This window comes from Streptomyces sp. NPDC020801, from assembly GCF_044334385.1.
Lineage (GTDB): Bacteria > Actinomycetota > Actinomycetes > Streptomycetales > Streptomycetaceae > Streptomyces.
This window is the reverse complement of sequence record NZ_JBIRST010000002.1, coordinates 179,898-194,180: the sequence shown is the minus strand read 5'-3', so window position 1 is coordinate 194,180 and position 14,283 is coordinate 179,898. Positions and strand designations below refer to the sequence as shown.

The following is a 14,283-nucleotide window of genomic DNA, read 5'->3' as shown; positions in this document are numbered from 1 at the left end:
GCCGTTGGGCCGTTGGGCCGTTGGGCCGTTGGGCCGTTGGGCCGTTGGGCCGTGGAGCCCTCGAGGGGCCGGTTCAGCCGCGCTGGATGTTCGACGCGTCCTGCAGGACACCGCGCCGGCCGTCCTGCATCTCGGCCAGCAGGCCCTGGCCGCGCTGCTCGACGGCCAGGTACCAGACGCCGGGCGCCAGTTCGGCGATCGGCGAGGAACCGTCCTCCGCGAACAGCGGACGCGAAGCCGGCACGGCGAACCAGAACGGCGAGAAGGCCGCCGCCGGCTGTTGCCCCTGCTGCGGCTGCCCCTGCTGCGGCTGCCCCTGCTGGGGCTGCCCGCCGCCGAAGGGCTGCGTCTGCTGCGGCTGACCGCTGAACGGCGGCTGCTGGGCGCCCGGGTAGCCGTATCCGCCCTGCGGCTGAGCCCCGTAGGGCTGCGGCGCGGCCGGCTTGGGGGCCGGGACGAGGGCGGCCTGGAGGGCGGGGACCAGCGGGGTGGCGATCGCGGCGCCGGTGAGGACGAGGGCCGCGATGAAGCCGAGGATGAGGCCGGCGCCGGGGTCGAGGTTGTCGCCGAGGTCCACCAGCGTCCAGAAGAGGGTCCAGGTGGCCAGGACGGCGAAGCCCACGCCGATCGTGCCGAGGTCCAGTCCGGCCACCTTGCGCGGCTGGGGCAGGCACCGGTTGACGACGATCAGGGCGGCGCCGATGACGGCGCCCATGTAGGTGCCGAGCCCCATGCCGAGCGAGTCCCACGCATTGCGGCTGAGTCCCGAGTAGCCTGCAACGGAGATGGAGTAGAAGTCGAGGAACGACGCGATGAACAGCAACACCGCTGCTCCGATCACCACGCCGTCGCCCCGAGTGAGGGAGCGGATATTCACTTCAGGTCCTTCGTAGGTCGTCTCGTCGTCAATAGAGGCGTCGCTGTCACCGTGCCGCCGTCGGGATGTCGCCGTCAGGCCTGGTGCGAAGCGCGGGGGTGGCCCCTCATCGTAGGGTGACACTATCGCCCGTCCGAACGGGCTGTCCGCCGGGACCAGCGCGGTGATCACGACCCGCGCAGGAAACTCACGATTCCCTCAGACATCCCTTCCGCCGCTTCCTGCCGCCAGGTTCCGCTGGTCAGCAACGCCGCGTCCTTGCTATCGCGCATGTTGCCGCACTCGATGAACACCTTTGGAACTGTTGACAGATTGAGACCGCCCAGGTCCTCACGTGTGACGAGACCGGTGCCGTTGCCGAGGTAGTTGGAGGGCGGCTCGCCCGTGACGCGCACGAAGTTGCCCGCCACGGCGGCGCCGAGCCTGTGGGAGGCCTCCACGATCGGGCGGGTGTCGGCGGCGCCGGCGTGGACGGACGCCGGGAGGATGACGTGGAAGCCGCGGTCGCCGGGCGCCGCGCCGTCGGCGTGGATGGAGATGGCGGCGTCCGCGTGCGCGGTGTTGCCGATCCGGGCGCGCTCGTCCACGCACGGGCCCCAGGACGTTGAGCCGTCGTCGTGCGTCAGCTTCACCGTGGCGCCCTGCTGTTCGAGCAGCGCGCGCAGCCGGTGGGCGACGTCCAGGGTGAAACGGGCCTCTGTGTAACCGGCGTTGGTGGAGGTGCCCGTGGTGTCGCACTCCTTCCGGCCGGTGCCGATGTCCACCTTGCGGTTGATCTCGGCCGCGTGCTGGAAGTTGCCGGGGTTGTGGCCGGGGTCGATGACGACGACCCTGCCCTTGAGGGGACCGGAGGCGGCCGGCGCGGAGTCGGTCACGGCCGGGCCGGTGGATTGCCGGCCGGGCGGCTTGGCGTCCTCGCCCGGATAGGAGGGCAGGACCGGGGCCGTGGAGGACGAGGGGGCGCCCGTCGCCGTCCGTACCGCCGCCGCCCGGTCCGGTCCCGGGCCGCTGCCCGAGCCGTTCGGGGAGCCCACCGCCTCGTACACGAGCCAGCCCAGCAGCGCGCCGGGAACCAGCGCGGCGAGGGCCACGGTCAGCGGCCCCCGGCGCGGGCGGCGGGGGCCGTCGGGGTGCGGGCGATCGAACTCGGGTCCCAGGTACGACACGTCTGCGACTCTAACCGCGGGCGCAGGTGCCCGCTTCCGTTCGCCGCAGGACGCGCAGCGAGTCGGTCACCGAGACCTCGGTGAACCCGCCGGACCGAAGGGCCCTGAGGTATACGCGGTACGGGGCCTGCCCGGTGAACTCGTCCACCGGATCCGGGAACACGTCGTGGATGACCAGCAGGCCGCCCTCGGCCACGTGCGGGGCCCAGCCCTCGTAGTCGGCGGCGGCGTGCTCGTCGGTGTGGCCGCCGTCGATGAAGACGAGACCGAGAGGGGTGTTCCACAGGGCGGCGATCTGCGGCGAGCGGCCGACGAGCGCCACCACGTTCTCCTCCAGGCCGGCCCGGTGCAGCGTGCGCCGGAAGGTGGGCAGTGTGTCCATCAGGCCGATCTCCGGGTCGACCGTCTCGGGGTCGTGGTAGTCCCAGCCGGGCTGCTGCTCCTCGCTGCCGCGATGGTGGTCGACGGTGAGGGCCGTCACCCCGGCCTGCCGGGCCGCGTCGGCGAGCAGGACGGTGGACCGCCCGCAGTACGTGCCGACCTCCAGCAGCGGCAGCCTGAGCCGCCCGGCCTCGACGGCGGCCGCGTAGAGGGCGAGCCCCTCGTGCACCGGCATGAAGCCCTTGGCGGCCTCGAAGGCGGCGTGGATCTCGGGCTCGGGGGCCGCGTGCATGGGGTTCCTCTCGGTCGTACGTACGTGCGCTCCGGGCGCCCATGCTGCCGCACCCCCTGCCGGACGGGCGACAGGGGGTGCGTGGCGTGGATCTCAGTACGGGCTCCGGTGGCCGGTGGCCGGTGAGCGGTGAGCGGTGAGCGGTGACCGGTTGCGGTGTCCGGCCGCTTGGTGCTTGGTGCTTGGTGCTTGGTGCTCGGTGTCCGGCGCCCGGTGTCCGCCCGCCCGGTGTCCGGCGGTCGTGGCCTCAGGCGATGACCGTCTCGCCCGGCAGGGAGAGGTCCAGGTCGACCGGGCGCTCGTCGCCCGCGTGGGTCGCCGAGGAGGCGTGCGGGCCGTGTCCGGCGGCGCGGGCGGCCAGGACGTAAGGGCCCTCGGCCGGGACCGTGAGGGCGTAGCTGCCGTCCTCCGCGGAGAGGGTCGCGCCCGCCTGCCGGCCGCGGCGGTCGATCAGCGTGACCTTGGCGCGGGCGACCGGGGCGCCGTCGGCGTCCAGGACCCGGCCGCGGAAGCCTCGCAGTACTTCCTGGGCACGGGCCAGGTTGGCGTCCTCCTCGCTGCTGGCGCGCAGCTGCGGCACGGTCTGGCGGTTCGGCCGCGGCAGGCACAGGGCGAGTACGAGGCCGAGGGCGACCGCGGCGGTGGCGATCAGGAAGGAGACGCGGAAGCCGTGCATGGTGGGGACGGCGAGGCCGCCCACGTGGTTGGCGGTGTTGGCCAGCACCATGCCGATCACGGCGCTGGAGACCGAGGTGCCGATGGACCGCATCAGGGTGTTGAGGCCGTTGGCCGCGCCGGTCTCGGAGGCCGGGACCGCGCCGACGATCAGCGCGGGCAGCGAGGAGTAGGCGAGGCCGATGCCGGCGCCCAGGACCACGGAGGTGACGACGGTCTGCCAGGCCGCGTCCATCAGGCCGAGGCCGCCGCCGTAGCCGATCGCGATGATCAGCAGGCCGGTGATCAGGGTGACCTTCGGGCCGTAGCGGGCGGACAGACGGGCGTAGACCGGCGCGGTGAACATCATCGTCAGGCCCAGCGGGGCCACGCACAGGCCGGCCACGACCATCGACCGGCCGAGGCCGTAGCCGGTGGCGGTGGGCAGCTGGAGGAGCTGGGGCAGGACCAGGGAGACGACGTAGAAGCTGACGCCGACCATGATCGAGGCGAGGTTGGTCAGCAGCACCTCGCGGCGGGCGGTGGTGCGCAGGTCGACCAGCGGGGCGGCCGTGCGCAGTTCGAGCACGCCCCACAGGAGCAGGACGGCGACGGCGGCGGCGAACAGGCCGAGCGTGGTGCCCGACGACCAGCCCCAGTCGCTGCCCTTGGTGACGGGCAGGAGCAGCAGCACCAGTCCGGCGGACAGACCCAGCGCGCCCAGCAGGTCGAAGGAGCCCTCGGCGCGCATCGGGGACTCGGGTACGACGAGCAGGGTGAGGGCGATGGAGAGGACGCCGAGGCCGGCGGCGCCGTAGAAGAGGGCGTGCCAGTTCGCGTGCTGGGCGACGAGGGCGGCGGCGGGAAGCGCGAGGCCGCCGCCGACGCCGATCGAGGAGCTCATCAGGGCCATCGCCGAGCCGAGCTTCTCGCGCGGCAGCATGTCCCGCATCAGCCCGATGCCGAGCGGGATGGCGCCCATGGCGAAGCCCTGGAGGGTGCGGCCCACGATCATGGGCAGCAGGGTGCTGGTGAACGCGCTGACGAGCGCGCCGGCCACCATCACCGCGAGACTGGCGATCAGCATCCGGCGCTTGCCGTACAGGTCGCCGAGGCGGCCCATGATCGGCGTGGCCACGGCGCCCGAGAGGAGGGTGGAGGTCAGAACCCAGGTGGCGTTGCTGGGAGCGGTGTCCAGCAGCTGCGGCAGGTCCTTGATGACCGGGACGAGCAGGGTCTGCATCACCGCGACAACGATGCCCGCGAAGGCGAGCACCGGGACGACGGCCCCGCTCGCGCTCCGGTTGGGCCGGCTGGTCGTCGTGAGCGTCATTGGGTGCGGCCTCCGGGCCTTGAGGTGGGTGGGTGGTCACCCGTGCGGGACAAGTGCCCGGTAAACCCCGTACGCCGAGGCAACTATTCCGATGCTTTGGCGTACTAACGAATTCTTGACCGTTCCGTGAGGAACTGACATCGCGTCAGGCGCCGTCCGGCTACAGCCACCCCTGGCGGCGGGCCTCGCGCATGGCTTCCATGCGGTTGCGGGTGCTGGTCTTGCCGATGGCCGAGGAGAGGTAGTTGCGGACCGTGGACTCCGACAGGTGGAGCTTCGCCGCGATGTCGGCGACCGTCGCGCCGTCGGTGGAGGCCTTCAGTACGTCGCACTCGCGCGCCGTGAGGGGGTTCGGGCCCGCGCTGAGGGCGGCGGCCGCGAGGGCCGGGTCGACCACCGTCTCCCCGGTGAGCACCCGGCGGATCGCTGCGGCCAGCTCCTCCACCGGTCCGTCCTTGACCAGGAAGCCCGCCGCGCCCGCCTCCATGGCCCGGCGCAGATAGCCGGGCCGGCCGAAGGTGGTGAGGATCAGTACCCGGCAGTCGGGCGCCTGCTCGCGCAGGTCGGCCGCGGCCTCCAGGCCGCTCCTGCCCGGGAGCTCGATGTCCAGCAGGGCCACGTCGGGGCGGTGGGTCAGCGCGGCGTCCACGATCGCGTCGCCCGTCGCGACCTGGGCGACCACCTCCATGTCCTCCTCCATGCCGAGCAGCAGGGCGAGCGCGCCCCGCATCATTCCCTGGTCCTCGGCGAGCAGGACGCGGATGGACTTGGCGGGCCGGTGGTCTGAGGGCATCTCGTTCACGGCCCAAGCGTATTGAAGACTCTTCACGGTCGGGGTCCGAGTGTCTTGACGGCCCGGAGCGACGGGCGAACAACCGGCTCGGAATTCAGCGCCGGACCGTTCCGTTCCGGTGCCGTTCTTTGTGCTCCCGCATGTTCGGTATTCCAGAATTTCAGACCTGTGAATTCGTTCGGGATTTCATCCGAACACTGTCCGGTATTTCGGCCAAGCGCAAGAGCCGGTCCGGACCCAGGCGCAGGCGCAGGCGCAGGCGCAAGTGCGACCACAGGGCCGTCACGTCCCCTTGGGCGGCGTAGGGGTAGACGCGGATGCAGACGTAGACCCAGCCGGAGCCGGAGCCGGAGCCGGAGCCGGAGCCGGAGCCGGAGCCGGGGCTGGGGCTGGGGCCGGGGCTGGGGCTGGGGCCGGAGCCGGGGCTGGGGCCGGGGCCGGGGCCGGAGCTGGGGCCGGAGTCCCCGGCAACTGCTTTTCGTCGGTGGGCAGTTCGGCGGTGACCGTGAAGCCGCCGCGCGGCGACGGGCCGGCCCGCAGGGAGCCGCCCGCCGTCGCGAGGCGTTCGGTCAGGCCCTTCAGGCCGGTACCGCCGACGCCCGCCACGGCCGCCGGCCGGCCGGCGGCGTCCGGCCTGCCGTCCCCGTTGTCGGCGACGGTGAGCCGGACGCGTTCGGCTGTGCCGCCGAGGGCGATCTCGCAGCGGGTCGCGCCGCTGTGCCGCACGGCGTTGGTGACCGCCTCGCGTACCACCCAGCCCAGCAGCGCCTCGGTCTGCGGGGTCAGGACCGGCCCCGAGCGGCGCACCACGGTCTCGATGCCGGCGGCCGTCAGCGCCGAGCGGGCGCGGTCCAGTTCGGTGCTGAGGCTGCCCTCGCGGTAGCCGGTGACCGCCTCGCGGATCTCGGTGAGCGCCTGCCGGCCGACGGACTCGATGTCGGTGATCTGCGTCAGCGCCGCACCCATGTCCCGGGGCGCGAGGCGGCGGGCCGCCTCCGACTTCACCACGATCACCGACAGCGTGTGGCCGAGCAGGTCGTGCAGGTCCCGGGAGAAGCGCAGGCGCTCCTCCTCCACCGCCCGCCGGGCCAGCTCCTCGCGGGCGGCGCGCAGTTCCCGTACGGCCTCGCTCAGGCCCAGGATCGCGGCGGTCACCATGCTCGACAGGAAGGTGCCGTAGGCGATGTTGATCCCGTTCCAGCCCTGGTGCAGACCGGAGACGGCGCCGGCGAGCGCGGAGAGCAGCAGACCCGTCTTCCCCAGCCAGGGGCCGCGCAGGGTCGCGCCCGCCGCCAGGCCGAGCAGCGGGAAGAACAGCAGCCAGTTGCCGCCGTAGGCGAGTGCCAGCCCGGTGGTCACCAGGCCCATCAGCAGCAGCGCGACACGAGTTGAGGCCGCCTCGCGCCTTTCCTTGTCGAAGGCGCGGAAGACCACGTAGATGTACAGCGAGTTGAAGGCGAGCAGGCCGACGCCGCCGATCCACGGATTGGGGGTCTTGCCCTGGAGGACGTTGGAGAGGGAGCCCAGCCCCATCAGCAGCCAGGGCAGCAGGGAGAACCCGGTGGGCGGCGGGCCGGGGTTCTCGGGCACCTGCCCGGCTTTCCGCGCCGCCTTCCACTCCGCCTTGAGCTGCTGCTTGTTCTCCTGCCAGTGCCGCTGCGCCTGCCGCGCCTCGCGGACGGCCGCCCGCCACGACTCCACGTGGCAGGACACCTTGCGCAACCAGGCCATCTCTCCGCCCCCCGATCAGACGTTCGCCGCGTGCCGCCGGTACGACAGCACAGCGTACGAACCGAACACCAGCAGCCAGGCCGTCAGGACCAGGACGGCGCCCGTCGCCGGGGCGCGGCCCTCGGTGACCGACACCCCGAGTTCGGCGAACCGGTGCGTGGGCGTGTACGCGGACAGCACGCGCAGCCACCGCGGGAACAGGGTGACCGGGAACCACAGCCCGCCGAGCACCGCGAGCCCCAGGTTGCACACCATGTTCACCACCCCCGTGGTCTGCGCGGTGAGCCCGTAGCCGTTGCCCAGCCCGAGCAGGGTGAACGGGACCGAACCGAGCCACAGCAGCAGCGCGGTCAGCGCCCACTGCCACGCCTGCAGCCGTACGCCGTTGACCAGGCCGCCCGCCAGCAGCACCGCGCAGATCGCCGGCAGCACGGTCACCGAACCGGTCAACGCCCGCCCGGCGACGACCTGGCGCGCGGTCATCGGGGTCACCCTGAGCTGCCGCAGCCAGCCGACCGCGCGGTCCTCGGCGACCCCGCCACCGGTGTTGAGGGCGGAACCGACGGCGCCGTAGGCGGCCATGCCGACCATGGAGGCGGTCCGCCAGCTCCCGTCGTCGCCGTCGCCGATGTTGGTGAACAGCAGGTACATCATCACCGGCATCGCGATGCCGCCGATCACGAATCCCACGTCGCGCAGGGTGCGGCGCACCTCAAGGCGAAGGTAGTCCCACATCAGACCGTCTCCCGTGTCTCGTGTGCGTGGCCGGTGCCGGTGCCGGTGCTGCTGTCGGTGCTGGTGCTGGTGCTGGTGCTGGTGCTGGTGCTGGTGTCGGTGTCGGTGCTGGTGCTGCTGTCGGTGTCGGTGTCGGTTGCGGTGTTGCTGCCGGTGTCGGTGCCGGTGCCGGTGCTCGTACTGGGGCTCGTGAGGGCCAGGAACGCGTCGTCCAGCGAGGCCGGGGCGACCTCCAGCCCGCGGATCGCGCCCAGTCCGGCGAGGGCGATCACGGTCGCGTCGGAGTCGTCGGTGCGCAGCCGCGCCCGGTCGCCGCGCACCTCGAGGGACCGCACACCCGGCAGCCGCTCGAGGCCCGCTGTGCCGCGCCCGGCCAGGTCGAAGGCGACCAGAGCGCCGCCCGCCGCGTGCCGCAGCTCCTCGCCGGTGCCGTCCGCGACGATCCGGCCGCGGTCGAGGACGAGGATCCGGTCGGCGTACGCGTCGGCCTCCTCCAGGTAGTGCGTGGAGAACAGCACCGTGCGGCCGCCGCGGGCGTAGGCCCGCATCGAGTCCCAGAACGCTCGCCGCGCCTCCACGTCCAGGGCCGCCGTCGGCTCGTCCAGCACCAGCAGCGACGGATTGCCGGCGAGCGCCACAGCGAACCGCACCCGCTGCGTCTGGCCGCCGGAGAGCCGGTCCACGCGCCGCCCCGCCAGGTCGGCGATCCCGGCCAGCTCCAGCACCCGTGCGAGCGGCAGCGGATCGGGGTAGCGGCCGGCCATGAAGCGGACCAGCTCGCGCACGGTGACCCGGGGCACCGCCCGCGCCTCCTGGAGCATCGCCCCGACCAGCCCGGCGCGCACCGCCCGCTCCGGCGGTGCGCCGAACAGCCGCACCGTGCCCGCGTCGGGCTCGTTCAGCCCGAGCAGCAGCGAGATCGTGGTCGACTTGCCGGCGCCGTTGCGGCCGAGCAGGGCCACGGTCTCGCCGCGCCCGATCTCCAGGTCGACGCCGTCCACGGCGCGCACGGCGCCGAAGGTCTTGACCGCCCCCGTGAAGGACACGGCACTTTGTGTCTGTGTCATGCCTATGACGCTACAAAGCCGGGGGCGCGCCCGGCAGATGCGCCTGTACGGACTAGGGCAGGACAAATGTCATGGCAGACGAATCTGACATGCCGTCAGGAGCCTTCACAACCCGCGAGCGCTGGGCTATACAGAGGGCGCCGGACTGGAACGCGTTCTAGATCGGCCCAAGGCGACCTCGGTGCGGACGACGGTGCGGACGGCCGCACCGAGGTCTTGGACCCGCAAGGAGCCCCATGCCCATCGACGCAGCCAAGGCCCTCGCGGCCGAACCCCGGACCGGAGAGATCTCCTGGACCCCCCGGGACGTCCAGCTCTACCACCTCGGCATCGGCGCGGGCGTCCCGGCGACGGATCCCGACGAGCTGCGCTACACCCTGGAGACTCGGCTGCACGTCCTGCCGAGCTTCGCCACCGTCGCCGGCTCAGGCTCGCCCGGCGTGATCAGCAGCCTGTCCATGCCGGGCGTCGAGGTCGACCTCGCCCGTGTCCTGCACGGCGGTCAGGCGCTGACCGTGCACCGGCCCATCCCGGTTCAGGGCACCGCCACCGCCACCGGCCGCATCGCCGCCGTGTACGACAAGGGCAAGGCGGCCGTCCTCGTCATGCGCACGGAGGTCGCCGACGCCGAGGGCCCGCTGTGGACCAACGACGCCCAGATCTTCGTCCGCGGGGAGGGTGGCTGGGGCGGCGACCGCGGCCCCTCCGCCCGTCCGGAGGTGCCCACGGGCGAGGCGGACCGTACAGTCGAGCGCGCGATCCGCGAGGACCAGGCCCTCCTCTACCGCCTCAGCGGCGACTACAATCCGCTGCACGCCGACCCCGAGTTCGCCAAGGTCGCCGGGTTCGACCGGCCCATCCTGCACGGGCTGTGCACCTACGGCATGACCCTGAAGGCGGTCGTCGACACGTTGCTCGGCGGGGACGTGACCCGCGTACGGTCCTACGCCACGCGCTTCGCCGGGGTGGTGTACCCGGGCGAGACCCTGCGCATCCGCATGTGGCAGCAGGACGGCGAGGACGGCGAGGACGGCAACGTCGGCAGGGCCGGCAGGGTCCAGGTCTCGGTGACCGCCGTCGAGCGTGGGGAAGCGCCGGTACTGGCCGACACGATCGTCGAACACTCCTGAGTCGAGCACTCCAGAGGGGAGCCGCCACCATGCGCGCAGCCGTACTGCACGAGATCGGCCAGGACAAGCTGGAGGTCCTCGACGACGTCGAGGCGGTGGGGTTCGGGCCCGGCAAGGTGAGGATCCGGGTCCGGGCCACGGGGCTGTGCCACTCGGACCTGTCCGCGATGAGCGGGGTGCTGCCGCAGCCCGCGCCGTTCGTGCCCGGGCACGAGGGCGCGGGCGAGATCGTCGAGGTCGGCGAGGGTGTCGGCCATCTGAAGGCCGGTGACCGGGTCGTGGTGTGCTGGCTGCCGGCCTGCGGGACGTGTCCCGCCTGCAAGCGGGGGCAGACCGAACTGTGCCTGGCCGGCTTCCTGAACGCGGGCACCCCCAACTTCCGGCGCCCCGGCGGGGACGTCTTCGGCTTCGCGGGCACCGGCACCTTCGCCGAGGAGGTCGTCGTGGACGCCGGCTGCGCGGTGCCCATCCCGGACGACGTGCCGTTCGACATCGCGGCCCTGATCGGCTGCGGGGTGACCACCGGGCTCGGAGCCGCACTCAACACCGCGGATGTGAAGGCGGGTTCGTCTGTCGCCGTCATCGGGTGCGGAGGCGTCGGCATCTCCGCGATCCAGGGCGCGCGGCTCAAGGGCGCCGCCGACATCGTCGCCGTCGACCCGGTGGCCTCGCGGCGGGAGGCAGCGCTGCGGTTCGGCGCCACCAAGGCCGTGTCGCCCGACGCGCTGCCCGACGCCAGGCAGCAGGTCACCGGCGGCGAGGGCTTCGACTGCGTCTTCGAGGTCGTCGGCAGGTCGGCCACCGCACGGACCGCCTACGAGAACACCCGGCGCGGCGGCACGCTCGTCGTGGTGGGCGCGGGCGCCATGGACGACTTCCTCCAGCTCAACATGTTCGAGCTGTTCTTCGACGAGAAGCGGATCCTGCCGTCGATGTACGGCGGCGGGGACGTACGGCGCTCCTACGAGCGGACGATCGCGCTGTGGCGGGCGGGCCGGGTCGACCTGGCGGACCTGATCACCCACCGGGTGCCGCTGGCCGAGATCAACGAGGCGCTCGACCAGATGCGCACGGGTGCCGCGCTGCGCACGTGCATCGAGCTCTGAGCCCTGAACCCCATCCCAGAGGAACAGAGGAACAGGCGCACTGGCGAACAGACGAACAGACGAACAGACGAACAGGCGAACGGGCGAAGGGGACTTGATGTCACTGCCATTGGAGGGCCGGTCCGCGATCGTCACGGGGGCCGGCCGGGGGCTCGGCCGGGCCGAGGCGCTCGAACTGGCCAGGCTCGGCGCGGCCGTCGTCGTCAACGACTACGGGCAGCCGGGACGGGACGGTTCGGGGGCGGCCTCCGCCGGGCCCGCCGAGGAGGTGGCCGCCGAGATCCGGGCGGCGGGGGGCCGGGCGACAGCGCACACCGGGGACGTGTCCGACTTCGAACAGGCCCGCCAGTTGGTGGAATCGGCGATCGAGGAGTACGGATCCCTGGACGTCCTGGTCAACAACGCGGGCATCCTGCGCGACCGGATGGTTTTCTCGATGTCCGAGGACGAGTGGGACTCGGTGATCCGCGTCCACCTCAAGGGCCACTTCAACACCATCCACTTCGCGGCCGCGCACTGGCGGGAGCGGTCCAAGGCGACGGGCGGCCCGGTGTACGGGCGGATCGTGAACACCTCGTCGGAGGCATTCCTCGCCGGCTCGGCCGGACAGCCCAACTACGCCGCCGCCAAGGGCGGAATCGTCGGGCTGACCACCTCCACGGCGCTGGCCCTGGCCAGGTACGGCGTGACGGCCAACGCCATCTGCCCGCGTGCCCGGACCCGGATGACCGAGGACGTCTTCGCCGGCCTCGCCCGGCCCGAAGAGGGCCTCGACCCGCTCGCCCCCGAGCACGTCGCCCCGCTCGTCGGCTACCTGGCCTCACCCGCCGCGGCCCGGATCAACGGCCAACTGCTCGTCGTGCACGGCGGGATGGTCGCGGTCGTCGAACGTCCCCGCGTGGCGGCCAGGTTCGACAGCAAGCAGGCCACTTTCACGTACGACGAACTCGACACCCTCCTCACCCCGCACTACGCCGACCGTCCGGAGGGCGAGACGTTCGCGGCGGCGGAGGTACTGGGACTGCGGCGCGCATAGCCGGCGCACATACGAAACGGCCCCGTCCTTCGCTGGAAGGACGGGGCCGTTCGCTTTTCCGCCGGGCCGTCAGGCGGCCGCCGCTCCGGCCTCCTCGGCCGGCTTGCGGTGGCGGCCGCTGGGGGCCGTCTCGCCGTCGTGGGAGGACACCGGGCCGCGGTGCTTGCCGTGGCCCGGGGCCTCCTGGGTCGAGGCCTCAAGCGGGTGGGTCGTGCTGGCGTCGCTCATCGGAAGAATTCACCCCGTCAACATCATCTTTCGTACAGCCGGGCGAGTGTAACCGGCACACCTCGGGCGAATTCCAGGCGGCCACGCCAACCGGCACGACTTCGTTACCTGCTCGTCGTACGCCCTGTCAGCGGGGCCTGCTGCAAGGGCACCGGGCGTGGCGCGGACGGTACCGGACTCTCCGGTTCCGAGGGCTCGGCAGGTACTTCGGAGGCCACTTCGGAGGCCACTTCGGACGCCACTTCGGACGCCACTTCGGAGGGCACTGCGAACGCCGCTACGGACGCCGCTACGGACGCCACCTCGCAACGCCCTTCGGAAGGAGCCCGGGACGGCACCCCCGGCGGCGCCTCGGCCGGTCCTTCGGACCGGTTACCGGGCGGCAGCTCGACCGACGGCGTCGGCGTCGGCGTCGGCGTCGGCAGGAACGGGTGCGCGGCGGGCTCCTGCGAGGGCCGTGCCGGTGCCGTCCAGCGGGCCACCCCGCACGGCACCGCCCCCGTGCCGTACGGCAGCCGGAGCACGCCGTCGCTCGTCCACAGTCCGGCCCCGGTCAACCAGCCCTCGGGCGCCGGGAGATGGCGTACCCGGCGCTCGGCGGGCCGCCACACGCCGACCCAGCTGCCGAACGCGCCGTCGCAGCGCAGCGCCACCGCGCAGTGCTCCGGCGTCAGCATCTGCCCCGGCTGGATCGCGAACGGCGTCACCACGCAGTCGGACAGCCGCAGGCAGTCCGGGAACCGCACCGGCAGCGTGCTGCCGAGCACCCCCCAGCCCAGCCGCGCATGCCCCGGCGAAGGCGCGTCCGAACGGATCAGCAGCAAACCGCTGTCGGGATCGGCGAGCAGCAGCCGGTCGTCGCTGTCGGCCGCGATCTGCAGCAGCGGCGACATCTCGCCGCCACGCTCCAGGTCCACCACGACCGCCTTGGTGCGCCCGCCGGTCTCCCGGTCCAGGGCGAGCATCCGTCCGGCGCGGTCCAGCCAGGCCCCGCCCGAACAGCGGCCCGGCACCTCGGCCAGGAACTCCGGCCCGAAGGCGCCGCCCGCCACCCGCCACACGGCCGTGGAGCGGGGGCCCACGGCGAGCGCGTACGCGCGCTCGCCGCCGGGCGCCGGGGGCAGCAGCCGCAGCCGGGTGCCGTCCGGGCACTCGATGCAGCCGAGCGGCAGCTCACCGGTGCCCGGGCCGGTCGGGTACAGCAGCGAGAAGGCGTGCCGGCCGGCCACCAGCCGCCGGATGAGGACCCGGCCGTCGCCCATCGGCTGCACCTCCGTGCCCGGCTCCTCGGGCTGGTTGCCGGGCAGCGGCACCGCGTACGGCTCGGGGCCGTCCAGCGTCCAGCGCTCCGGGTACCAGGAGTCACCGCTGCGTGCTAGCCGGGCGGCGTAGGAGCCGTCCGCCGTGATCGTGCAGCCTGCCCGCGGCGTACCGTCGTCCTCGTCGGCCGCCGAAGGCTCGATGGCACAGACTGTCATCGTTCGGTCACCTCCGGTGAGGACGGTAGTTTTCGCTACGCACAGGCGGAGGACCGGCGGGCGGGGGCTTCACACATAAGGGTGGCCCAGGAACGATTCGCCTGAGGAAAGCGGAACGTTTGTGCTGGGCGCCGGCGACCGCGAGGCCCCGCCGGGGCGGGACAACCACGAGGACAACCACGAGGGCGGCCGCGGGACGACCACGGGACGACCACGGGACGACGGCGGGGCGGCGGCGGGGCGGCGGCGGCACCGGTTCAGCCGGGCCGAACACCC

12 protein-coding genes and 2 pseudogenes are annotated in these 14,283 nt (G+C 72.9%); 3 read left to right on the top strand and 11 right to left on the bottom strand.

Annotated elements, in window-relative coordinates; genetic code table 11:
• Positions 1-73: 73 nt before the first annotated feature.
• The 9 genes and pseudogenes from ACH4UM_RS05705 to ACH4UM_RS05665 form a co-directional block, all read right to left on the bottom strand.
• The gene (locus ACH4UM_RS05705; protein WP_398174033.1) at positions 74-877 is read right to left on the bottom strand and encodes a DUF5336 domain-containing protein; all 804 of its coding nucleotides are present in this window, start codon (positions 875-877) and stop codon (positions 74-76) included.
• Between the two features lie 167 nt (positions 878-1,044).
• Positions 1,045-2,043 (bottom strand): N-acetylmuramoyl-L-alanine amidase, encoded by a 999-nt coding sequence (locus ACH4UM_RS05700; RefSeq protein ID WP_398174031.1) that lies wholly within the window; start codon positions 2,041-2,043, stop codon positions 1,045-1,047.
• Between the two features lie 10 nt (positions 2,044-2,053).
• The gene (locus tag ACH4UM_RS05695) at positions 2,054-2,716 is read right to left on the bottom strand and encodes a class I SAM-dependent methyltransferase (RefSeq protein ID WP_398174028.1); all 663 of its coding nucleotides are present in this window, start codon (positions 2,714-2,716) and stop codon (positions 2,054-2,056) included.
• 247 nt (positions 2,717-2,963) lie between these two features.
• Positions 2,964-4,703 carry an MFS transporter gene (locus tag ACH4UM_RS05690; RefSeq protein WP_398174025.1) on the bottom strand — a complete coding sequence of 580 codons (1,740 nt, stop codon included), beginning with the start codon at positions 4,701-4,703 and terminating at the stop codon, positions 2,964-2,966.
• A gap of 160 nt (positions 4,704-4,863) precedes the next feature.
• Entirely contained in the window at positions 4,864-5,496 is a 633-nt protein-coding gene (locus ACH4UM_RS05685; protein WP_398175019.1) for a response regulator, read from the bottom strand.
• A gap of 282 nt (positions 5,497-5,778) precedes the next feature.
• Entirely contained in the window at positions 5,779-7,227 is a 1,449-nt protein-coding gene (locus ACH4UM_RS05680; RefSeq protein ID WP_398174022.1) for a sensor histidine kinase, read from the bottom strand.
• A 15-nt stretch (positions 7,228-7,242) separates the two neighbouring features.
• Positions 7,243-7,962 carry an ABC transporter permease gene (locus tag ACH4UM_RS05675; RefSeq protein ID WP_398174019.1) on the bottom strand — a complete coding sequence of 240 codons (720 nt, stop codon included), beginning with the start codon at positions 7,960-7,962 and terminating at the stop codon, positions 7,243-7,245.
• A 398-nt stretch (positions 7,963-8,360) separates the two neighbouring features.
• Positions 8,361-8,459, bottom strand: a pseudogene (locus ACH4UM_RS05670) (ABC transporter ATP-binding protein); the annotation flags it as partial.
• Positions 8,460-8,474: 15 nt separating this feature from the next.
• A pseudogene (locus ACH4UM_RS05665) lies at positions 8,475-9,029 on the bottom strand (ABC transporter ATP-binding protein); the annotation flags it as partial.
• 236 nt (positions 9,030-9,265) lie between these two features.
• On the opposite strand from ACH4UM_RS05665, the gene ACH4UM_RS05660 reads away from it, so the two are divergent.
• From ACH4UM_RS05660 to ACH4UM_RS05650, 3 genes are all read left to right on the top strand, one after another.
• Positions 9,266-10,159: a MaoC/PaaZ C-terminal domain-containing protein gene (locus ACH4UM_RS05660; protein ID WP_398174016.1), complete on the top strand. Its 894-nt coding sequence runs from the start codon at positions 9,266-9,268 to the stop codon at positions 10,157-10,159.
• Positions 10,160-10,188: 29 nt separating this feature from the next.
• On the top strand, positions 10,189-11,265 hold the full coding sequence (locus ACH4UM_RS05655; protein WP_398174013.1) for a Zn-dependent alcohol dehydrogenase: 1,077 nt from the start codon (positions 10,189-10,191) through the stop codon (positions 11,263-11,265).
• Between the two features lie 97 nt (positions 11,266-11,362).
• Positions 11,363-12,301: a 3-oxoacyl-ACP reductase gene (locus tag ACH4UM_RS05650; protein WP_398174010.1), complete on the top strand. Its 939-nt coding sequence runs from the start codon at positions 11,363-11,365 to the stop codon at positions 12,299-12,301.
• 69 nt (positions 12,302-12,370) lie between these two features.
• On the opposite strand, the gene ACH4UM_RS05645 is transcribed toward ACH4UM_RS05650, so the two are convergent.
• Together ACH4UM_RS05645 and ACH4UM_RS05640 are read right to left on the bottom strand one after the other, a co-directional pair.
• Positions 12,371-12,529 (bottom strand): hypothetical protein, encoded by a 159-nt coding sequence (locus tag ACH4UM_RS05645; protein ID WP_398174007.1) that lies wholly within the window; start codon positions 12,527-12,529, stop codon positions 12,371-12,373.
• A gap of 104 nt (positions 12,530-12,633) precedes the next feature.
• A complete protein-coding gene (locus ACH4UM_RS05640; protein ID WP_398174004.1) occupies positions 12,634-14,007 on the bottom strand; it encodes a hypothetical protein in 1,374 nt (457 codons plus the stop codon).
• Positions 14,008-14,283 lie beyond the last annotated feature (276 nt).